The 20,721-nt window shown below is 51.7% G+C and carries 17 protein-coding genes and 2 pseudogenes; 5 read left to right on the forward strand and 14 right to left on the reverse strand.

Annotated features, from left to right (window positions below; genetic code table 11):
• Nucleotides 1-120: 120 nt before the first annotated feature.
• The 11 genes from AB4N84_RS14930 to AB4N84_RS14980 form a co-directional block, all read right to left on the reverse strand.
• Nucleotides 121-1,149, reverse strand: a complete 1,029-nt coding sequence (locus tag AB4N84_RS14930) for a pyridoxal phosphate-dependent aminotransferase (protein ID WP_460047030.1) — start codon at nt 1,147-1,149, stop codon at nt 121-123.
• 122 nt (nt 1,150-1,271) lie between these two features.
• Nucleotides 1,272-2,099, reverse strand: a complete 828-nt coding sequence (locus tag AB4N84_RS14935) for a 2,3,4,5-tetrahydropyridine-2,6-dicarboxylate N-succinyltransferase (protein ID WP_460046895.1) — start codon at nt 2,097-2,099, stop codon at nt 1,272-1,274.
• Between the two features lie 49 nt (nt 2,100-2,148).
• Entirely contained in the window at nt 2,149-3,453 is a 1,305-nt protein-coding gene (locus AB4N84_RS14940) for an MATE family efflux transporter (RefSeq protein WP_460046896.1), read from the reverse strand.
• Nucleotides 3,446-4,780 (reverse strand): circularly permuted type 2 ATP-grasp protein, encoded by a 1,335-nt coding sequence (locus AB4N84_RS14945; protein WP_460046898.1) that lies wholly within the window; start codon nt 4,778-4,780, stop codon nt 3,446-3,448. Before AB4N84_RS14945 ends, AB4N84_RS14940 begins: the two co-directional genes overlap by 8 nt.
• A 41-nt stretch (nt 4,781-4,821) precedes the next feature.
• Nucleotides 4,822-6,390: a carbamoyltransferase C-terminal domain-containing protein gene (locus AB4N84_RS14950; RefSeq protein ID WP_460046899.1), complete on the reverse strand. Its 1,569-nt coding sequence runs from the start codon at nt 6,388-6,390 to the stop codon at nt 4,822-4,824.
• Between the two features lie 33 nt (nt 6,391-6,423).
• Nucleotides 6,424-7,683: an ATP-grasp domain-containing protein gene (locus AB4N84_RS14955; RefSeq protein WP_460046900.1), complete on the reverse strand. Its 1,260-nt coding sequence runs from the start codon at nt 7,681-7,683 to the stop codon at nt 6,424-6,426.
• A complete protein-coding gene (locus AB4N84_RS14960) occupies nt 7,671-8,393 on the reverse strand; it encodes a class I SAM-dependent methyltransferase (RefSeq protein WP_460046901.1) in 723 nt (240 codons plus the stop codon). The genes AB4N84_RS14955 and AB4N84_RS14960 overlap by 13 nt, the downstream gene beginning before the upstream one ends.
• 83 nt (nt 8,394-8,476) lie before the next feature.
• The gene (locus tag AB4N84_RS14965; protein ID WP_460046902.1) at nt 8,477-9,319 is read right to left on the reverse strand and encodes a TauD/TfdA dioxygenase family protein; all 843 of its coding nucleotides are present in this window, start codon (nt 9,317-9,319) and stop codon (nt 8,477-8,479) included.
• 41 nt (nt 9,320-9,360) lie between these two features.
• A complete protein-coding gene (locus AB4N84_RS14970) occupies nt 9,361-10,596 on the reverse strand; it encodes a diaminopimelate decarboxylase (RefSeq protein ID WP_460046904.1) in 1,236 nt (411 codons plus the stop codon).
• 2 nt (nt 10,597-10,598) lie between these two features.
• Nucleotides 10,599-11,306: a methyltransferase domain-containing protein gene (locus AB4N84_RS14975; RefSeq protein WP_460046905.1), complete on the reverse strand. Its 708-nt coding sequence runs from the start codon at nt 11,304-11,306 to the stop codon at nt 10,599-10,601.
• Nucleotides 11,307-11,342: 36 nt separating this feature from the next.
• Nucleotides 11,343-12,680, reverse strand: coding sequence for a hypothetical protein (locus AB4N84_RS14980; RefSeq protein WP_460046906.1), 1,338 nt, complete (start codon nt 12,678-12,680; stop codon nt 11,343-11,345).
• Between the two features lie 513 nt (nt 12,681-13,193).
• Here AB4N84_RS14980 and AB4N84_RS14985 point away from each other — a divergent pair.
• Nucleotides 13,194-13,838, forward strand: a complete 645-nt coding sequence (locus tag AB4N84_RS14985) for an MBL fold metallo-hydrolase (RefSeq protein WP_460046908.1) — start codon at nt 13,194-13,196, stop codon at nt 13,836-13,838.
• Nucleotides 13,839-13,962: 124 nt separating this feature from the next.
• Complete coding sequence (locus tag AB4N84_RS14990) at nt 13,963-14,661, forward strand: OmpA family protein (protein WP_460046909.1); 699 nt, start codon at nt 13,963-13,965, stop codon at nt 14,659-14,661.
• A gap of 61 nt (nt 14,662-14,722) precedes the next feature.
• Here the strand turns inward: AB4N84_RS14990 and AB4N84_RS14995 are convergent, their stop codons facing one another.
• From AB4N84_RS14995 to AB4N84_RS15005, 3 genes and pseudogenes are all read right to left on the reverse strand, one after another.
• Nucleotides 14,723-15,622, reverse strand: coding sequence for an acyltransferase (locus AB4N84_RS14995; protein ID WP_460046910.1), 900 nt, complete (start codon nt 15,620-15,622; stop codon nt 14,723-14,725).
• 84 nt (nt 15,623-15,706) lie between these two features.
• Complete coding sequence (gene pta / locus AB4N84_RS15000; RefSeq protein ID WP_074753592.1) at nt 15,707-17,800, reverse strand: phosphate acetyltransferase; 2,094 nt, start codon at nt 17,798-17,800, stop codon at nt 15,707-15,709.
• A 76-nt stretch (nt 17,801-17,876) separates the two neighbouring features.
• Nucleotides 17,877-18,210: pseudogene (locus tag AB4N84_RS15005) on the reverse strand (DUF3565 domain-containing protein).
• Here AB4N84_RS15005 and AB4N84_RS15010 point away from each other — a divergent pair.
• The 3 genes and pseudogenes from AB4N84_RS15010 to AB4N84_RS15020 all read left to right on the forward strand — a co-directional run bounded on the left by AB4N84_RS15010 (nt 18,209) and on the right by AB4N84_RS15020 (nt 20,704).
• Complete coding sequence (locus AB4N84_RS15010; protein ID WP_062386835.1) at nt 18,209-18,694, forward strand: FKBP-type peptidyl-prolyl cis-trans isomerase; 486 nt, start codon at nt 18,209-18,211, stop codon at nt 18,692-18,694. The pseudogene AB4N84_RS15005 and the gene AB4N84_RS15010 overlap by 2 nt on opposite strands.
• Before the next feature lie 133 nt (nt 18,695-18,827).
• Nucleotides 18,828-19,310: a glutathione peroxidase gene (locus AB4N84_RS15015; protein WP_074753593.1), complete on the forward strand. Its 483-nt coding sequence runs from the start codon at nt 18,828-18,830 to the stop codon at nt 19,308-19,310.
• Between the two features lie 291 nt (nt 19,311-19,601).
• Nucleotides 19,602-20,704 (forward strand): annotated as a pseudogene (locus tag AB4N84_RS15020) (NADH:flavin oxidoreductase).
• Nucleotides 20,705-20,721: the final 17 nt, after the last annotated feature.

Consider the following 20,721-nt stretch of genomic DNA (forward strand, 5'->3'; position numbering starts at 1 on the left):
GCGATGGTGTCAGGAAAGCGTGCTGGCTGGACGGTTACAATGCTCGATCCGCATGATCAGGGTGAGCACTTGGTTTTTGAAGGCCTTGAGATCTACCAAGCTGGCGGGATTGCGGTAGTTCTAAAGAGCCTGGCGCAAACGCACCAGCGCGGCACGCATCATGGGTTCTTCATGAACCAGCGCAATGCGGATGAAATTGGCACCTGGATCAAAACCTTGATCGTCAACAGCGGACAAATAGCGACCAGGCATGGCCATTACAGCGTACTGCTTCCATAGACGGCGACAAACAGTCTCATCATCAGCAACTGATATCCAGATGAAGAGCCCTGCCTGTGAGCGCGAATACTGCTTTAGGCTGCCCAAATACTCATCTGCTAGTAGCCAGTTCCTGTTCAATGTAGAACGCATCCTGTCGACGTGGACCTGATCCCTCCACAAAACAGCTGAGATTGTACAAATCGGCGCGGGGATCGAAACACCGCAGGTTCGATTGTAGCCAGCGTATTCACGGACAATCTTCGGCGAGCCCGTAACGAAAGCGCTACGAAGTCCAGCGGCACCTGAGCGCTTTGAGAGGCTATGGAGAACCAAAAAATCCGCCCCCCCATCAAACGTACCAACTACTGACAGGAAGCCTGCTGGTACGTGATCAAAAAAAGACTCGATGTAGCACTCGTCAATGATCACAGTTGCACCTCCCACGAGTGAGCGCTGTGATAATGAAATAAGTGCATCTTTCGTCAAACAACAGCCAGAAGGGTTTCCAGGATTACAAACCACAACCGCGCAGACATCTCCTCCAACCTTTCGCAGCGCCCTTTCGATGGGCCTGACGGAGCCTACACTATCTGGCAAATACCACTCTATACGCACATCAACCGCCGCGCACGCTGCGTGATAAGTGGGGTAAAATGGATTGGGAAGTAGCACGACAGGATCAGCTATACCCCTCCTCCTGGCTCGAGAGACCGCTTGGGCAATGGTAATAGCGATGGCCTGCTTTGCCCCTGGTGCAGGTTCCACATCCAAGTCACTAACAGAAGCGGAAAACCGACGTATGAGCCAACCTAGGTAGGCACTCCTTAAATCCTCAGTCCCACCTAACGGCGGATACCGGAGCCAGCCGTCCGCGTGCGACAACGCCATCAGCAACTCAGCAGGCAACTGGGCTTTGTACTCGCCCAAATGCAGATGTATCGGATCTAGGCTCTGGGGAGGCGTCAGATCAGAAAGGAGTCCTCGTAAGCGGTCGAAAGCATTCGGCAGCTTCAATTCAGAATTCCTCGCACAAGGTTATTAAGTGCCGTTTTCCCTCGTGTCTTTTGGTCAGCGTATTTGACGATGACTGCGGCATAGATTGAAATGGCAGGATTAGCCGGGTCAACTCGACTCCCAGAAATAACTACTGCATCCTCTGGAACTTCGCCATAAAACACACGACCCGATGCCCGATCAATGATCGGTGTGGATGCACTGAGGAATACTCCCATACCGATCACCGCACCCCGGCGAACAATGACCCCTTCGGCGACTTCACTTCTAGCACCAACAAAAACATTATCTTCAATGATAACCGGCGATGCATTGAGCGGTTCGAGCACGCCACCAATTCCTGCGCCACCGGAAATATGACAACCGCTTCCAACCTGAGCACAGGAACCTACAGTTGCCCATGTATCAATCATAGTTTTTTCGCCAATAGATGCACCTACATTGACGAAGCACGGCATCAAAACAACTCCGGAAGCAATGTAAGCGCCGTACCGGACAACCGCACCTGGTACAACTCTTATTTGAAACTTTAAAAAATCCTCAGCCGTCCAAGAGTCGAACTTCAGTGAAAACTTATCAAACGCCCTTGAGATGCAAAACGCCCCCTCCATAACCTTGGACGGGGTAGCCAAGAAGTTCAAAAGGATGACTTGCTTAACGAGCGCATTGACAACCCAAGTCCCATCCTTAATATCAGCGGAACGCAAAACCCCTTTGTCCATCAATGAAAGTGCCTGATCGATAACAGGTCGTAATTCAGCCAAATCAGATGCAGAGAGAGTAGAACGTTGCTCAAACGCATTTTGAATGATGCTCGAGTCCATTAGCACACCTTTCCGAACAATTAAATAGTTCCCGCTGGATCATCCTAAATCAAATTTTCACAAGAGTGAGAAATCGACGGTTGACCAACCACAAATTAACTGCTGCGGAAGCATTCACTCCGACGCAGAAGGCAATCCAGATACTTATATAACCCATATCAATTCCAACATAGCAGAGAACAAACACCAATAATCCAAGTATGTAATAGCAAACCAAATTAGAAATAAAAACCGGCGTAATAATGCTGACTCCCCTGAGTACGCCAGCTGTTACTGATTGAAAGCAATCCGCGATTTGATAGAGTGCGACCAGCATGACTAACGTTTTCGTCAGTTCGACAGCCTCCGTCGGAACGTCAAAAAATGATGTTATCTCTCTGGACAACAGCCATAGTAAAGACGCAGCCGCTACGCTGATAATAAGGCTTATACGATATGTCGCACTTATAACATCCCGAGAACTATAAGCTCCAGCGACCGCCTTCACACCGCCGATATAGGTGGACGCGGCAGCAGCAACCCCCCAATAAATTGGAAAACTGGCCATACCTAACGTCAATGCTATTTGATTTGCAGCCATTGCCTCGGGGCCGAAGACAATCGAAAAATAAGACAATAGCATGACTGATGCCATTTCAAGTGATGAATGACCACTGGAGGGAAGTCCCAAGCGCATCATTTTCCCGAGTTGCGCACGATCATAGCCAAAAACCGAATAACCTTTCAACTCAAGTTGATTTACCTTGTATAAGGAATATCCAACAGCCAAAACGAGGACAGTCATACGCGACAAGACTGTAGCCCAGGCGACGCCCTCTGCCCCCATTAAAAACCCAAAGGTTGGCGAGAGCAAAATATAATCAGCGAGAAAATTGACCATACAGGAGATCAATACCGATATGGAAAACACCCTAGTGCAATAAAACGATTGCCAATATTTCTGAACCACCACAAAACATAATAGAGGAAAAAGACTCAGGCCGTTGATCATGATAAACCTGAACGTTTCAGCTGATAGGCCCTGATCTCCTGCGGAAAACAGAAAAAAAAGAAAAAAATAGAGCACAAGTATTGCTAAAGCAGCGATAGCGATTGCAACATATATAGCGTTGGTAAGCAGTTTGTTTTTTTCAGTTAGTTCAGCGTTACGTTGGGAGAACAAGCCATCAAGCGGAAATAAAAATGCCATCAACGTAACTTGAACAAACCAGAATACACCGTTACCGCCGCCCAACACCGCCAGCGCCTCAGCTGAATACATCGACACAAAGACGGTATTCATTATATTCATTGACGCGCTACCGAATTGCATCAATGAAATCGGCAACCCTAGGGCAAGAAGCTTTTTAATCATCTTTCCTTCCTAGAAACACCGATGAATAACGCGCGCCTATACTCGCATTTATTACCGATCCGGTATATTTCACCAGCGCGTCACGGTACAACGAGCCGGCATACTTACAATCAAAGAAAATAGGACCTAGACACACATTAACGTCAGCCTCCTGCAACGGATCGAAAACACCCTCTTGGTCCTGAACCAACTCTTGAACAGCCCACTTAGAGGCTTCCGCTCTGATTTCACTGAGGATGGCCACCCAATCTTCATGCGTGCGGGACGCGCCGATATGAACATTATTACCGCCATAGTCAAACGAAGGCTTGATCACATACAAGCTTCGGTTATTAATAACTTCTTGAAGATCACAATCTGCTAATGAACGTGTTTTGGGCACTAAGCACTTGAGGCGGGAGAAGTCTTCCGGACTATAAAAGTTCTGGTATTTCTCATCGGTCAAAAATGACAATACAAGCTTATTGTCGAAAAACATGGAAGTCGGCGGGGAAATAAACAAAATATCCCCGCGCTCATGAGCGCGTACAAATTTTTCCACACCATCAAGTTCAGCGTGCCTACTTAAATACTGTGAGTAAGTAAAATCTGTGAATACGATATCAATCTCCTGTCCACGATAATGAACCCCACTTTCTGAAATCGCGATATCTGTAATAGGTGCCGTAATGTGTTTAAAACCATACCGCTCCAATACCACTCGAAACTCATGAAGCGTAAAGTCATCTTCTAGCGCCTGGTCAAAATCAAACGTTGCCGAGCAGAATACAGGGTATAATGCAGGCGCCGTTTTGGTTGAGATCAACAGTTCGTGCAAAAGGTGCACCCACTTTAAGGCCAAGGGCTCACTTTCGAGCCCCATAGTTTTCAGTTTAATACGGTTGCTCTCGGCACTCTCCAGAAAGTGCTGCATATGCATATCACAGAGCCCTGCACCGCCGATCGCGGCCGTGATATTGAATTCAATGAATTTGTGTCCCAACGCTGAGAACAAAATATCTGGGCGGATGAAATCCTTGACGTGAGTAATCCAGTAATCGTTGAGAAAACTCATGATGAAACGTGTGTGCCTTGGTTCCATGCCCAAAGCTAAGCCTAATTTTTCATAATTGCCTTGAAAAATCGTATCGGGGACTTCAAATATTTTATTTATAAGAAACAGTGAGTCATCCACTATTTCTTGCATATAGTTCGCGCGAACAATCGCGGGCGGAATGCAAAATCCGGGATGGTCTTTCACACCATGCTTCACTCGATCCGAATAGACTTTTACAAAATTATCGCTAAGCCCAAACTCTTCGATGCTAGGGATTCTAATACCACTCATGTACGTACTCCTCCACCAAGCGGATCAAGAACACCAAAGCACTACCGTTTTATAATGCAAAGCTTGTCATTATATACAAATGCATCGATATCATTTTCTACCGCATATCGATACAAGTCACTGGTTCTATTGATGAAGCCCGTGCCATTAAAATTCAGCGATGTATTACACAGTACTCCGCACCCACTTAGCTTTCTAAACTCGCCAAGTAGCTTGTGCATGACTGGATTTTGAGAAGCGCTTACGGTTTGAACCCGAGCAGTACCATCGACATGAGTAACAGCTTTCAAGTCAGGATTTCTGACTTGCTGAAAGTGCAGCATGTAGGGTGAAGGTTTGCTCCAGCCGAAATGTTCTGCGAACTCCTCCTCCAGGCAAATAGGCGCAATAGGGCGGAAACCTTCTCGCTGTTTAATCGAGTTCAAGCGGTCACGGGTATTTTCCGTAAAGGGAGCGGCTAAAATTGATCGATTCCCCAACGCCCTTGGACCAATCTCACAGTTGCCTTGAGTCCAAGCAACGACCTTTCCTTTGTGCAGTAAATCCGCTACCTGTTCCAGGTTAAGTTCGAACGTCTCTATGTTGCTCATTGTGGGTGTATCGTCAAAAAAGGGCTGACCGCAATAAACATCCCAATTCAACTTGGCATTACCTGTCAACTGGAACATCGCATCAACTGCAGTGCCAATGGCGGAACCGGTATCATTACAGCAAGGGGGAATAAAGACGTCTTCAAAAATTCCGGACTCTAGCCACATCGTGTTCCAATCGCAATTCAACCCACATCCACCTGAGATGAGCAATGGATAGCCTTCAGTCAGATTGTCCTTGGCGAAGGTTGCAAACCGATTGAATAATTCATCCGAGAACTTTCTGGCGAAGCCAGTAAATCTCTCATTAGTCAATCCTATATTGTAAAAGGGTGACCATTTCATATCCTCTTTGTCGAGCGACGACAAAATGCTGTCTCGATCAAGCAAAAATCTCGCTGTTTCCTGTTCTTCAGAACTCATTTGTCCCGAACTGCCAAATGCACATAACGCCATGAGTTTTCCAGCATCGCCGAGACGTTGCTTGCCTTTCGGCAATCGGAAAGTAGGGTCAGCTAATGCATACAGAAAGCCGTATTTATTGCCCGGCGTGATCATCACCGTGCCAAGATGTGAGACGTTAACCTTTTCGTCTACAAGATAAAAATCCCCCATGGCACCTTCCCAGACCAGGGCGTAGCAAGCCTTGCCTTGAGGAAAGGGGGACATGGCATAAGCCGACATAATATGGGAACGCAGGTGACTGGAACTGAAATACCGGACAGTATTACCAAAAAAACTAATATTTTTGGAAATGCTTTTTGCCTCATCGAAACCGTAATAGCCGCTACCGATATCACTGTTGGCGGCAAACCCACCTTTTGCCCATCCACTCACTGCAACAACGTCGGGGACGGTGTCCAACTGTTGTGCGCAATCCATCAGCAGCGCCGGGTTGAAAACATCGTATCTGGGAAAGCTATCTTTTTCGGCCTCATAGGACCACTCCAAAGTAGCCGTATCAGTATCGATCAGCGCCACGGCACCATCGTGCCCTGGTTTCATGGAAAAAATCTTCATATCGCTCCTTGATAAGAATCAGCAATCATTATTTCAGGCTGTGGTGAATAATTTGCCCTGTCGCTCCCACTCCCTGATTTTTTGATAGTCCCTCTGCAGCACTGACGAATCCTGATGAAGCAGATAGAGAACGCCCGGACAGGTGAACAAATCAATAGTCTTGTACAAGGTATCACCCACCATAGGACAGCTCACAAATTCATAAAATGAGTCCAGTTTGCAAGCAGTATCTTCAATATGGCTGGAAACGATGACTCCATCACTTTTACTGATTAACGAGACCGCCATCAACTCAGCCGTTCTCGACCTCGTCGAAAGATACTTGTGTAATTTCAGGCGGCTGCCCAACAGAAGAGCTGTTATTGAGATATGGCTTTCACCAATTGCAGTGCTGACTGCCTTATGCGAGATCCCACCCTGCAGCCGCGCACTGACTTCGATCAGTCGTGGCCCCTCTTCTGTACACATCAATTCAACATGTGAAGGACCATGAGTGATCTCCAGCGCATCGAGAACCTGAAAGGTGTAATGATTAATATCTTTCAAGCTGGCATCATCAATGTCCATATTCAATTCTTTATCGTAAATGAGCCCCGCGCCCTCCACTTCGATACGGTCGTCTTTCCATACTTCTGTAATAAAATGCCGGCCGCGCTCACTGATGGTGTTGACGATATACTGCTGACCAAACAACCGCTCTTGTACCAGAAGTTCATCGTTTACACTACCCAGCTTATTAACTTGGCCAAACAGCAGAGCTGCTTTCGTCTTTAGCTCTGTGCCGTTGTGACAAATGCTGACGCCATCACTACCAGCGCTATTTAGTGGTTTCACTACAACAGGCCACTTTTTTATCATGGCGATCTGTTCATCCAGATCATTCCGGGCATTCATCTTTAACTGATGAGCGTGCGGCAAACCAGCGCGCCTCAGCGCCTCACCCATTAAGTATTTGTTGCGACGCTGTTCAGAACTTTTTACAGGATTACCTTGAAGCCTGAGGTGAGCGGCAATTTCATCTGCCAACATGACACCACTTTCAGCCCCGGCGATAACTTCGGTAATCGGATACGCTTTTAACCACCTATTCAGTTCCGAAAAGTCGCCTGTAAAAATAAAATTAGATTCAAATAATGCCCTTTCAAAGGATGCCTTATAGATAGGCAATATTTCAACCGATGATTGAATGTGAAGAATTCGCACATCATAGTTTTCGTCAAGGTACCTTGCCAATTTCGCACCTGACGAGTAAGCATCGATAAGGCAGATGTATTTTTCATTCATTTCAGGCATGTAATCACCAGTCGATCTTTTGGCTTTTTTTGCGAGCCATTGAAGTCGCCTGCCAGTTTTATACTTCTGAAGCCTGCCGCCTTAAGCATATTTGACAACTGCTCCTGGCTATACAAGCGGGTAAAGCCGTTATAGCGCTGCTCGCCCTTTTCATAGCACACATAGAGCATTTGATTTTGCCAGTCACAGCGTAACTCTTCCTTAATAATTCCGTTATGCCTGACAATAACCGAATTAGGATAATTGAAGCTTTCCTTTGCCCGCTCCAGATCTGTCAGTTCCATGATCAAAACCCCTTCATGTCTCATGGCGGCGTACCATGAACCCAGTACCTCCTGATCTTCGGCAACTGTAGGTCTATATCCGAAACTTGAATAAGTATTCAAAACCATATCAAATTCTTCTTGAGGCACCTCGCCCATATCGCCGACAAGAAACTTGACCCCTCCGTGAAGCTGTCTCGCTTTATTGACTTGCTCCGCAGAAAGCTCCACGCCTGTAACTGTATAGCCGCGAGATTGAAGGTCTCCTGCGAAGTGCCCAAGCCCGCTGCAGACGTCCAACACTTTGGGATATCTATCCACGGGAAAGTGGTCGGCGATACGCTGTACTTTGAGCTGTATATCCTTATATCGTCCGAGATCGTCCGAAGCTTCACAAAAAAATAAAGGAAACCCGGCATCTTTTTCTTGATCTATTGGATTAGCCACTCGACGGCTCCCTGGTTTTACATGGCAAGCATTTAAATTACCCTTGTTCATTCGTGAGAACGATCCAAAAGCGGAGAAAATGATCAATACAAATTTGTTTGGCGTGCACCAACTGTTGTACGATGCATCAAACGTCGATGTTGATTGTCATAGACGGTCGCCTTATGCATTGCACTTCGGTTGTCCCACAAAATAATGTCGCCAACTTTCCATTGATGCCGATACGTAAACTGCGGTTGAACAGCGAACTCTTGAAGGAACGTAACCAGCGGCACGCCTATTTCCCAAGGAAGTCCTTTCAGATGCCATGGTACATTGCCACCTGCATAAATAGCCTTACGGCCGCTAATCTCGTGAACACGTACCAAGGGTTGGGCCACATCATGCCATTCAGCTAATTCTGCTGCTGTTGGCGCTGGTCGATGCGGGTAGTTGTAAGGCCTGGATTGCCGACGGCTAATTATCACCTCCAGATCCTGGATGCGCGTTTTAGTGATTGCTGGCAATGCATCATAAGCGGCCATCATATTGGCAAACCAGGTATCGCCGCCAATAGGAGGAACTTCAAGTGCATATAGCATGGAACCGGCTGGCGGTTTAGCCAAATAGTGCCCGTCGGTGTGCCAGACTCTCCCGCTGACGGGAGAGCCTATCAACTTGCCGTCTCGGGTGATATTAGATAGAACCAGTATTTCGGAATGCTTATTTTCACTGAATTCTGGGCGTGTATACGAGACTAATTCACCGAATTTGCGAGTAAAGTTAATGTGCTGATCCTGCGACATGGCTTGTCCACGAAATAACAGTATTGTCGTATCGATCCATGCGTCATATATGCGTTCAAAATCGTCATCGGAGATTGCGCGTGTCACGTCGATGCCGCGGACTTCGGTTCCAACATGCTCCGTTATAGGTACAAGCTCCATATCTTCCTCCCTGAACATCGTTACTGGTTATCTTTACTTCGTTAACTGATCAACCGCGTCCGAACGGGAACTGTGGCGATATAATCATCGAAAGTTTCGGCGCGCCTGATTTCCACTACCGAGTCGTCGTCCAACAGCATGAGTTCGGCCGGGCGCAAGCGTCCGTTATAAGTGAATCCCATCGAGTGGCCGTGGGCCCCGGTGTCGTGCACCAACGCAATGTCTCCAGGTTTAACATCAGGAATAACTCGATCCACGGCGAATTTATCGAAGTTTTCACAGAGTGATCCGACCACATCACATCGCAGGTTTTTGTTAGAAGTAACGTAAGGGAAACTGACATGGTGATAGGCACCGTAAAGGGCCGGACGCATCAATGACGACATTGACGCATCCAGGCCGACTATCTCTTTCCCTTTATGCATACGACTCACCACTTTGCTGACCAGAACGCCATGCGGCCCGGTGACGTATCTCCCGCATTCCATAACAATACGGGGAAGGCCTGAGCCAAAATGACTCTTTACAGCGTCTTTTATCCCTTGCGCGTAGAGTTCGAAGTCAAAAGGCTGAGCGTCAGGCAAGTAAGGAATTCCCAGACCGCCCCCAATATTGATGAACTCGAAATTGATATCTAGACGACGACCGAGCACAGCGGCGGTTGAGATGACCGTGACGGCAGCTGCCAGGGCCTTGCTCACGTCGAGTTCATTGGCGCACATCATGCCGTGAATACCAAACCTTGTAGCACCACGACGCTTCGCATCGCCATACACCTGCTCCAATTCCTCAATCGGAACACCAAACTTTGACTGGGTTGAGTCACCCATTAGTTTGGAATCCGCATTTACCCCATGTGGTGATATTCGAAAAGCAACGACGTTAGGCAAATCCACGACCGAATCGAAGAGGGAGCGGTCGTCAAATGTAAAAGTGACCCCGCAATCCAAAGCTTCTCGATACTCTCGAAGGCTTGTGTTGTTGGAAGTAAAAACTACGTCGCCGCCCTCAGCACCCAGCGACCGCGCCAGCTGTAGCTCAACGGGGGAGGAACAGTCCAGACCACTGCCTTGTGCAAGCAACAACGACAGCACGTGAGGGTTTGGCAACGCCTTGACAGCAAAGTATTGCTTGAAAGGCAATCCAGCAAATGCCGCGTTCATTGCATTAAATGTCTTTATAATCGCGCTGGCATCGTAAATGTGAAACGGAGTACAGTAATCAGACGCCAGGTTCTGAAGAATCGGTAGAAGCCTATCTGCAAAACTATGCTGCATGGTCACGCCCCCGGGACCCGAGCAATACAAATAGTCCGGTTCCGAACACCACTGATCGGGCGGACGTAGGGAAAATAGTAACTTTCCACTACTTCAAAACCTTCTGCGATCAGACAGTCTCGCAGATAGTCCCTAGCAATAAACCAGAAATCCTCGACTTTTTCATGCGCAGCAAAATCTGAATGCGCATCTCGAGGAGAATCGTTCGAGAACAACAGGTAGGCACCTGGCTTCAAACTCAGACGTTTTAATTTTTTCAATACAGGAGTCAACTCATGCTGCGCATCGAAAAGATGACCTATGAGCCCGTCAGCGTATATCACATCAAACGTAGCGACATCAGCAGGCTGCAGTTCGAAAAAATCAGCAATTTTAGCGTCAACTCCTTTTCCGATGGCCAGCGAAACAGCCTCTTCATTGCAATCGATGGCATGGACTACTCGCTTGCCCTGTACAAGATCAGCCTCTACGAAGCCGTTGCCACAGCCAATTGAAAGTACATGCGTATTTTCGTCGGATAGATCCAGCAGTTTTAGGCCGATATGTGAACGGTATTCGGGACTGTACGTAGAAGGTGTTACCGAGTCGTTGAAGGCCCCCCCATTTTCCCATATTTGGTAAATAGTATACTTAGTATCTTCCAGTTCCCGCTGAGTACAGTAGTAGCCGCGTACTCTTTCCAAGTCTTGCTTTCCGTGTACCTTTGGCATAAGTTAACCTCCTTGTTTGATTTACGTTTGAATAGCTTATCCCTGATGATAAGCCAAAGCTTTAGGCGGGTTTTTCACAAGCCCATTCAACAACGATTGCACCGGTTTTCTGTTTTCTGGGCCATACGTTTTATACAACGCAAGAGCAAGTACCTCATCCCCATTCAATACACTGTCCGCAAGTACGCGAGCTAGAGATCGCAAGCCAGCAATCACAACCTCAGGCTGGCCGGTCAAATAATCGTTGTCATCACCCTCAAGCGTAAGGGCGCCGAATTGAACAAGATAGTTCAGTTGCAAGAACATACCATCGCTGTCTGGAAAGTAACCCAATCCCCTGTCGACATACCGCAGGCATTCCGACAAATAGTATTGGATTACTTCTGACCGGGTAACACCAACGTGCTCCGCCCAAACCTCAGCCAAAATTAATATTCCAAAGACGTCTGCAACCACTTCCTGTAGCGCAACCGAGACCCATCTGTTCTTTTTATTGAGCGACTGAAAATTTTTTTCGGGTCTGAAGATAAAATGGCCGAGTTCATGTCCGAACACACCAAGAACCGGAATGGAGTCGGTGGCCAAAGCACTTGTAGTGCTTTGCTCCTTCAGGTTCAGATGACGTTTTGCCAAAGGCGTAGCAAAACATTCAATAAGTGCGAGATGCACGTTGGAAAAATAGCAGGTCTTACGAAAATCAGAATGGCTTACGCCTTCATCCCCAGGTAAAAAATAGGCTATGTGCTTGGGATGGCGGTTCCCCTCTCCGGCCATAAAAAAGAGATTGGTCGAAGAAAAGACCGGTGGCTCACTCAAGGAAAGGTCAGTATGAAGCCCTTTTAAGTAGGCTTGAACCTGGTCCGTGTACTGATAAGTTTTTTCGACAAATTCCTGCTTGCGTTGCTCCTTACCGCACGCAAAAGCTGTGGGCATTCGATTCTTCTGCTTGCCATACCATGTCGAGACCAACCCAGCTACCACGGTACACTCTTCATGTATGGCCAGTAGTTCTTTCAGTATTTGCGGGCTATAGCCCACGGCCAACGCCTTGGCCCTGAGCTCAATCGCTTGCCGGTCTGCACTTGGCGCGAAACATGTAGCCACTTCAAGCATGGCCTGCGAGATAGCGCCAGTATTGTTGAAATTGGAAAGGGCTTGTCCGTCGGCTCGTTTGGATTTCGTCCACTCCGACTCAATAATATCGCCGAGTGAGACCAATTGTTTCATTACATTGGCGTCTACCGCTTTAGCCGCCTCAGTCAGGTCAATACAACACAGCGCGTATTCGCTGCTGAGCGGCCAAAAATCATTTTCATAACCAACGTAATCTGCGATTTTCTGAATATTCAGAAAATAATCGAAACGATTTTCCATAATCTACATAGCTCCAAACAAACTAGTCTGAATAAAACTTAAGCTTTTACTCTCGCGTACTTGTAATGGACATAATTCGGCGAACTCCTGCAGTTCACCAAAGTCTCACAATTTGCCTCACTCAATTCGCAAATTGCATTTGCGCCTAGATACCAATTTTAAATTTTTTCGATATGTACTTCGGTGTCATGTGGCGAAAATTACAATCCGGAAATTGGGATGTCAAGCCCTTCTTATTTTTGATTTTTTCCGGGAAAAGGAGTCAATAAATCGAATGACCTTCCTGGGAAGAACAAAGGCCGGCGCTTCGCGCCGACAATGTTTAATGTTTAATGTTTAATGTTTAATGTTTAATGTTTAATGCTTGAGGCTGTTTTTACACACTCTGGGTCGAAGACGTCGGTATATCCGATATATCTTCATGGGGATTTGCCTGGGGCATGAGGTAACCGCCAACATAGAGAGGCTCGTCAGCCACCTACATTTATGCCCGACCAATCGCCCAGGATCTCTATGTCAACGCCCAAACCTGCCCTCATCCGCGAAACCTTCCCCGTCGGCCCTTTGCAGTGCAATTGCACGATCATCGGCGATCCTGTTACCAAACAGGCGATTGTGGTCGATCCAGGCGGCAACCATGAGCTGATCCTCGACCGGCTCGAAGCCCATGGGTTGAAGGTGGTGAGCATCATTCATACCCATGCGCATCTGGATCACTTTCTGGCGTCGGGGCAGTTGAAGGAAAAGACCGGGGCGACGTTGCACCTGCACAAAGAAGATCAATTTTTGTGGGACAACCTGGAAACGCAATGTCAGGTGTTTCGTGTTCCGTATGTGCCGGTGCCTTCGCCAGATCGCTGGCTGGCAGACGACGAAGAGCTGGCCTGTGGATGCGGTGTGGCGTTACACACGCCGGGTCATACGCCGGGGTCGATGTCGTTCTGGTTCGAGGACGCCAAGCTGTTGATCGCCGGCGACACGTTGTTCAGGCGTGGCGTCGGGCGTACGGACTTGTGGGGTGGGGATCAGGCGACCATTGTGCGTTCGATCAAGGAGCGGCTGTATACGCTGGACGAGGAGGCAACGGTGGTGACAGGTCACGGCCCCGACACGCGGCTGGGCGACGAGATGCGTGAGAACCCTTTCGTCCGGGCGTAGGGCTGTTCAGGATCGGTTAAGGAATTTTTAACAGGTGTCGTGCTCTAATCGCCTGCATGGCCGGGGCTTTGTCACTTCTTCGACAGTGCCACGCCACAGAAAAGCAAAACAGGAGCTCTCCTTGATGTTCACATTTCGCCGTTTGATCATCGCCGCCACCGCACTCGCTGTGCTGTCGGGCTGCGCATCGCAAAATCCTTATGACAATCAGGGGCAGGCACAGAATTCCGGCGGCATCAGCAAAACCGCCAAATACGGTGGTCTGGGTGCGCTGGCCGGTGCCGTCGCCGGTGCGGCCATCGACCACAACAACCGTGGCAAGGGCGCGCTGATCGGCGCTGCCGTGGTGGGCGCGGCTTCGGCCGGTTACGGTTACTACGCTGACAAACAGGAAGCCGCGCTGCGTGCCAGCATGGCCAATACGGGCGTTGAAGTGCAGCGTCAGGGCGACACCATCAAGCTGGTGATGCCGGGCAACATTACGTTCGCTACCGACTCGTCTGCCATCGCGAGCAGCTTCTATTCACCGCTGAACAACCTGGCGGGCTCGCTGAAGCAGTACAACCAGAACGTGATCGAGATCGTCGGTTACACCGACAGCACCGGCAGCCGTCAGCACAACATGGACCTGTCGCAACAGCGCGCACAAAGCGTGGCGACTTATCTGACCTCGCAGGGCGTCGATGCCTCTCACCTGTCGGTGCGTGGTGCAGGTCCCGATTCGCCGATTGCCAGCAACGCTGACGTCAATGGCCGCGCCCAGAACCGTCGTGTAGAGGTCAACCTCAAGCCGATTCCGGGCCAGCAGTACCAGCAGCAGTAAGTTGATCGAGTGACACACGAAAACCCCGGCCCGCGTGCCGGGGTTTTTCGTTTAGGTGCGCTCAGCCCGGGTACTGCTCATGCATCTGCGTCAGCCGCGCATCTTTTTCTTCCCACAGGCGGTTGATCCACTGCTGGAATTCCAGGCGATACGCATCGTCCTGGTCATAACTCTTGCCGATGAACTGCGGCGGAATCTGCACTTCTTCGAAGTGCGCGACCACTTCACGCACCTTGCCGCACAGCAAGTCCCAGTAGCCCGGCTGACCCGCTGGATAATGAATGGTCACGTTGACGATCGACTCCAGTTGCTCGCCCATGGCGTCCAGCACAAACGCGATGCCGCCGGCCTTGGGCTTCAACAGGTAGCGGAAGGGCGACTGCTGCTGGGCATGTTTGCCCTTGGTGAAGCGCGTGCCTTCGACGAAGTTGAAAATCCCCACCGGGTTGTTGCGAAACTTCGCACAGGTGCGGCGGGTGGTTTCCAGATCCTTGCCTTTCTTTTCCGGGTGTTTGGCCAGATACGCCTTGGTGTAGCGCTTCATGAACGGGAAGCCCAACGCCCACCAGGCCAACCCGATCACCGGCACCCAGATGAGTTCTTGCTTCAGGAAGAACTTCAGCGGACGAATGCGACGGTTGAGGACGTACTGGAGCACCATGATGTCGACCCAGCTCTGGTGATTGCTGGTGACCAGATACGAATGCTGATAATCCAGACCTTCCAGTCCGCTGAGGTGCCAGCGGGTATGGCCGAGCAGGTTCATCCAGGCATTGTTGTTGCTGATCCAGGCTTCGTGAATGTGGCTCATGAGCCAGTCAGTGACCTTCTGTGCGGCGGGGAAGGGCAGGCACAGTTTGAAGATCGCAACGATGAACAGCGGCGTGCAGCAGACAATCGTGTTGAGCGCCAACAGCAGCGAGGCGATGACGCCGCGCAAAGGGGCGGGCAAGAAATCCATGAGGGATCGAACTCCGAAGGTAAGACAGCCGCCGGTGGGTTCCCGGCGGCGTTATTGTGAGTGGACGATGTTTCAGCCCGACATTTATTGCGGCAGGGTCGCCGCCTGAATCGCCGTCAGCGCGATGGTGTACACGATGTCATCGACCTGGGCGCCACGCGGCAGGTCATTCACCGGCTTGCGCAGACCTTGCAGCATCGGGCCAAGGCTCACGCAGTCCGCACTGCGTTGCACCGCCTTGTACGTCGTGTTGCCGGTGTTCAGATCAGGGAACACGAACACATTGGCGCGACCCGCGACCGGGCTGTCCGGCGCGAGCTGACGAGCCACGTTCTCGTTGGCGGCGGCATCGTACTGCAGCGGACCGTCGATCAACAGGTTGCGTTGGGATTCCTGCGCCAGTTGCGTGGCTTCACGCACCTTTTCCACTTCCTCGCCACTGGCCGAATTACCGCTGGAGTAACTGATCATCGCCACCCGTGGCGACAAGCCAAATGCAACCGCTGAGTCTGCACTCTGCACGGCGATTTCGGCCAGTTCCTGGGCGGTCGGGTGCGGATTCATGATGCAGTCGCCGTACACCAGCACCTGCTCAGGAAACAGCATGAAGAACACCGACGACACCAGTGTGCAACCTGGCGCGGTTTTGATCAGTTGCAGCGCCGGACGGATCGTATTGGCGGTGGAATGAATGACGCCGGACACCAGACCGTCGACTTCATCGAGCGCCAGCATCATGGTCCCGATCACCACAGGGTCTTCCAGCTGCTGCTCGGCCATGGGGGCGTTGAGGGCTTTGTTTTTGCGCAGATCGACCATCGGCGCCACATAGCGCTCGCGAATCAGCTCGGGGTCGAGAATTTCAAGGCCCGGCGGCAGTTCGATGCCTTGGGCGCGGGCAACCGCTTGCACGTCTTCCGGTTTGGCCAGCAGCACGCAACGCGCGATACCCCGAGCCTGGCAAATGGCCGCGGCTTGTACGGTCAGGGGCTCTGCGCCTTCCGGCAGCACAATGCGCTTGTTCGCCGCTTGCGCGCGTTGAATCAGCTGATAGCGGAACACCGCCGGGGACAGCCGCATTTCGCGTGGTGTGCCGCAACGCTGGTGCAACCAGTTGGCGTCCAGGTGGCTGGCGACGAAGTCGGTAATGATTTCCGCCCGCTCGCGGTCGTCGATCGGGATTTCCTTGTTCAACTGATTCAGCTGGTTGGCGGTGTCGTAAGAGCCGGTGCTCACTGATAACACCGGCAGCCCCGCCTGCAGCGCGCCACGGCACAGGTCCATGATGCGCGGGTCGGGCAAGGTGTCGCTGGTCAGCAACAGGCCGGCCAGCGGCACGCCATTCAATGTTGCCAGACTGACCGCCAGGATGATGTCGTCCCGATCTCCTGGCGTCACCACGAGCACGCCCGGTTTGAGAAGCTGCAGCGTATTGAGCACCGTGCGCGCACAGATGATGATTTTGGACATGCGTCGCTGTTCGTAATCACCGGCGTTGATCACCTGAGCGCCGAGCAAATCCGCCACGTCACGGGTGCGGGGAGCGTTCAAGTCGGCCTGGAACGGAATACAGCCCAGCAAGCGGAAATCACCGCTGCGCAACAGCGGCGAATGCTCTTTCAGTCGCGCCGAGAAGACTTCCATGCTTTCATCGGTGCGCACCTTGTTGAGGATCACGCCTAGCACTTTGGGGTCTTTCGGGCCGCCGAACATCTGCGCCTGCAACTCGACACGCCCGGACAGTTCGGTCAGCACCTCGTTTTCAGGCGCCGACACCAGAATCACGTCCGCATCCAGCGCCTTGGCCATGTGCAGGTTGACCCGCGCTGCGTAACTGGCGCTGCGGGTCGGCACCATGCCTTCGACGATCAGCACGTCGCGACCGACGCAGGCCTCCTGATACAGGTTGATGATTTCTTCCAGCAGCTCATCGAGCTGGCCTTCGCCAAGCATGCGTTCGACATGGGCCAGGCCAAGCGGCTTTGGCGGTTTGAGGCCGTGGGTCCGGGCGACCAGTTCGGTCGAGCGCTCGGGACCCAGATCGCCTGGATGGGGCTGGGCGATGGGTTTGAAAAAACCGACTTTGAGTCCGGCGCGCTCCAGGGTACGTACAAGCCCGAGGCTGATGGACGTCAAACCCACACCGAAGTCTGTGGGCGCGATAAAGAAAGTCTGCATGCGGGCTTCTCGAAAATGAGCAGTGCAAAGGCCGTGATGGACCGGATAAAACAGGACGCTGTTCAGTCGCAGCGTCTCAACGGGGCACAAGGTTATCGTTATCTGCCGCCTGCGCACACCAGCCGCAACGAAAGGACTGACCTATTTTTTCCTGACGCGTGCCGGCATCCAGCACCCAGGGCCGTGACTGCCACGGGGGCTGATGGCGCAGGTGCTGGGTGTGGCCGCAGGACAGCTCGGCAATCCAGTGACCGTCTTCGTCCTGGCGAAAGCCGATAATCGTGGTGTCGCTTCCAGGCAAAGTGGGGTCGTGCAATCGGGGCCGTCCGTCTGAGTTGCGTTCGCTTTCGCGCGAGTGCTTGGTTAGACTTGTTCGCTCATATCTCTATTTGCAAAAGGTCTCGCCCCATGCCGATCGCCGCCAACAAGGCTGTCTCCATTGACTATACCCTGACCAATGACGCTGGTGAGGTCATCGACAGTTCTGCCGGCGGCGCGCCGCTGGTTTACCTGCAAGGCGCAGGTAACATCATTCCGGGTCTGGAAAAGGCACTGGAAGGCAAGGACATCGGCGACGAACTGAAAGTCTCCATCGAGCCTGAAGACGCCTACGGCGAATACTCGGCCGAACTGGTCAGCACCCTGAATCGCAGCATGTTCGAAGGTGTCGACGAACTGGAAGTCGGCATGCAGTTCCACGCTTCCGCCCCCGATGGCCAGATGCAGATCGTCACCATTCGTGATCTGGACGGCGACGACGTGACTGTCGACGGCAACCACCCTCTGGCCGGTCAGCGCCTGAATTTCCAGGTCAAGATCGTTGCCATCCGTGATGCCAGCGAAGAAGAAATGGCCCACGGCCACGTGCATGGCGAAGGTGGCCATCACCACTGATTTGTCCTGCTAAGCTCAATTAGCTGGCCAGGCGTCCTCGCGGGCTTTGCGAAAAACAGTTTGTTTTCGCGGCCTGACAGGGCGCCTTTTTCGGCCAAAGCTTTTTTCTGTATGGTGAGTAGGGGAGTTCGTCATGAGTATATTTCACGACCTGAAATTAAAAGCTCTGGATGGCCAGGAACTGCCTCTCGCGCCGCTCAAAGGCAAAGTGGTCCTGGTGGTCAATGTGGCGTCCAAATGCGGCCTGACGCCTCAATACGCCGCGCTTGAAAACCTGTATCAGAAGTACAAGGACAGAGGTTTCAGTGTCTTGGGCCTGCCCTGCAATCAGTTTGCCGGACAAGAACCTGGCACGCAGGATGAGATCCAGGCGTTCTGTTCGCTGAACTACGGCGTCACCTTCCCGCTGGGCGACAAGCTCGACGTGAACGGCCCTCATCGCCACAGGCTGTACCAGATGCTGGCGGGTGAAGGCGCGGAATTTCCGGGCGACATCACCTGGAACTTCGAAAAATTCCTCGTGGGTCAGGACGGTCGCGTTCTGGCGCGCTTTTCGCCACGCACCACGCCGGATGATCCTGCGGTGATTCAAGCGATTGAAAAAGCGCTTCACTGAAGCCGCCCTTCGTTGCAGCCGTCTACGACGCTCTCACGTAATCCTGAATTTCCTGTGGGAGCGCGATTCATTCGCGATCAGTGGCGCATCGGCAAGACCTTGTCAGCCGTACCGACGCCCCACGAATGAATTCGCTTCCACAGCTGATTTGCGTGGCAGCATTGTCTGGGACCCATCTATCCACCCCTGCTTTTAAGCCTTAATCACTCCAATCAATAGTGCTTCGCATCGACGTGCGCTCAGCTCATTCTGTATGACCTTCATAATATTTCCGATGCCGAGGACGCTTGCATGCCAGTCAAAGCCTTGTTCAAACCCTTCCACATGGGCAGCCTGGAATTACCGACGCGCGTTGTGATGGCGCCGATGACCCGTTCGTTCTCGCCCGGTGGCGTGCCGAATGCCAAAGTCATCGAGTACTACCGTCGCCGTGCCGCTGCCGGCGTCGGCCTGATCATCACCGAAGGCACCACCGTCGGGCACAAGGCGTCGAACGGTTATCCGAACGTTCCCCAGTTTTTCGGCGAAGCTGCGCTTGCTGGCTGGAAAAAGTGGTTGAAGCGGTCCATGCCGAAGGCGGGAAGATCGTCCCCCAGTTGTGGCACGTGGGTGCCGTGCGTCGTCTGGGCACCGAGCCAGATGGCACGGTCCCCGCGTACGGGCCGACTGAAAAGCTGAAGGACGGCAACGTTGTCGTGCACGGCATGAGCAAGCAGGACATCGATGATGTCATCGCAGCGTTTGCCCAAGCGGCAAAAGACGCCAAGGACATCGGCATGGACGGCGTGGAAATTCACGGTGCCCATGGCTATATCGTCGATCAGTTTTTCTGGGAGGGCACCAACCAGCGCACCGACGAGTACGGCGGTGATCTGGCCCAGCGGTCGCGTTTCGCCATTGAGCTGATCAAGGCCGTGCGCGCAGCGGTCGGCCCCGATTACCCGATCATCTTCCGCTTCTCGCAGTGGAAACAGCAGGACTACACCGCACGTCTGGTGCAAACGCCGGACGAGCTGGCTGCCTTCCTTAAACCGCTTTCCGACGCTGGCGTGGACATTTTCCACTGCTCGACGCGCCGTTTCTGGGAGCCGGAGTTTGAAGGCTCCGACCTCAACCTGGCAGGCTGGACGCGCAAGCTCACCGGCAAACCGACGATCACTGTCGGCAGCGTCGGCCTGGATGGCGAGTTCCTGCAGTTCATGGTCAACACCGACAAAGTCGCGCAACCGGCGAGCCTCGAAAACCTGCTCAAGCGTCTGGGTGATGACGAGTTCGATCTGGTGGCGGTCGGCCGCGCGCTGCTGGTCGATCCGGATTGGGCCGTGAAAGTGCGTGATGGTCGCGAAGAAGACATCCTGCCGTTCAGCCGCGATGCGTTGGGTAAGCTGGAGTAACCCGACGTTTTCTTTTC

Source organism: Pseudomonas sp. S2_H01 (genome assembly GCF_054668305.1).

Bases quoted from the DNA above. Each gene is read 5' to 3' on its own strand.
- AB4N84_RS14990 (WP_460046909.1), top strand. From the start codon at position 13,963: ATGTTCACATTTCGCCGTTTGATCATCGCCGCCACCGCACTCGCTGTG.
- AB4N84_RS14980 (WP_460046906.1), bottom strand. From the start codon at position 12,680: ATGGAAAATCGTTTCGATTATTTTCTGAATATTCAGAAAATCGCAGAT.
- AB4N84_RS14935 (WP_460046895.1), bottom strand. From the start codon at position 2,099: ATGGACTCGAGCATCATTCAAAATGCGTTTGAGCAACGTTCTACTCTC.
- AB4N84_RS14945 (WP_460046898.1), bottom strand. From the start codon at position 4,780: ATGAGTGGTATTAGAATCCCTAGCATCGAAGAGTTTGGGCTTAGCGAT.
- AB4N84_RS14930 (WP_460047030.1), bottom strand. From the start codon at position 1,149: ATGGCGTTGTCGCACGCGGACGGCTGGCTCCGGTATCCGCCGTTAGGT.
- AB4N84_RS14975 (WP_460046905.1), bottom strand. From the start codon at position 11,306: ATGCCAAAGGTACACGGAAAGCAAGACTTGGAAAGAGTACGCGGCTAC.
- AB4N84_RS14940 (WP_460046896.1), bottom strand. From the start codon at position 3,453: ATGATTAAAAAGCTTCTTGCCCTAGGGTTGCCGATTTCATTGATGCAA.
- AB4N84_RS14985 (WP_460046908.1), top strand. From the start codon at position 13,194: ATGTCAACGCCCAAACCTGCCCTCATCCGCGAAACCTTCCCCGTCGGC.
- AB4N84_RS14950 (WP_460046899.1), bottom strand. From the start codon at position 6,390: ATGAAGATTTTTTCCATGAAACCAGGGCACGATGGTGCCGTGGCGCTG.
- AB4N84_RS15010 (WP_062386835.1), top strand. From the start codon at position 18,209: ATGCCGATCGCCGCCAACAAGGCTGTCTCCATTGACTATACCCTGACC.
- AB4N84_RS14995 (WP_460046910.1), bottom strand. From the start codon at position 15,622: ATGGATTTCTTGCCCGCCCCTTTGCGCGGCGTCATCGCCTCGCTGCTG.
- AB4N84_RS14965 (WP_460046902.1), bottom strand. From the start codon at position 9,319: ATGGAGCTTGTACCTATAACGGAGCATGTTGGAACCGAAGTCCGCGGC.
- AB4N84_RS14970 (WP_460046904.1), bottom strand. From the start codon at position 10,596: ATGCAGCATAGTTTTGCAGATAGGCTTCTACCGATTCTTCAGAACCTG.
- AB4N84_RS15015 (WP_074753593.1), top strand. From the start codon at position 18,828: ATGAGTATATTTCACGACCTGAAATTAAAAGCTCTGGATGGCCAGGAA.
- AB4N84_RS14955 (WP_460046900.1), bottom strand. From the start codon at position 7,683: ATGCCTGAAATGAATGAAAAATACATCTGCCTTATCGATGCTTACTCG.
- pta (WP_074753592.1), bottom strand. From the start codon at position 17,800: ATGCAGACTTTCTTTATCGCGCCCACAGACTTCGGTGTGGGTTTGACG.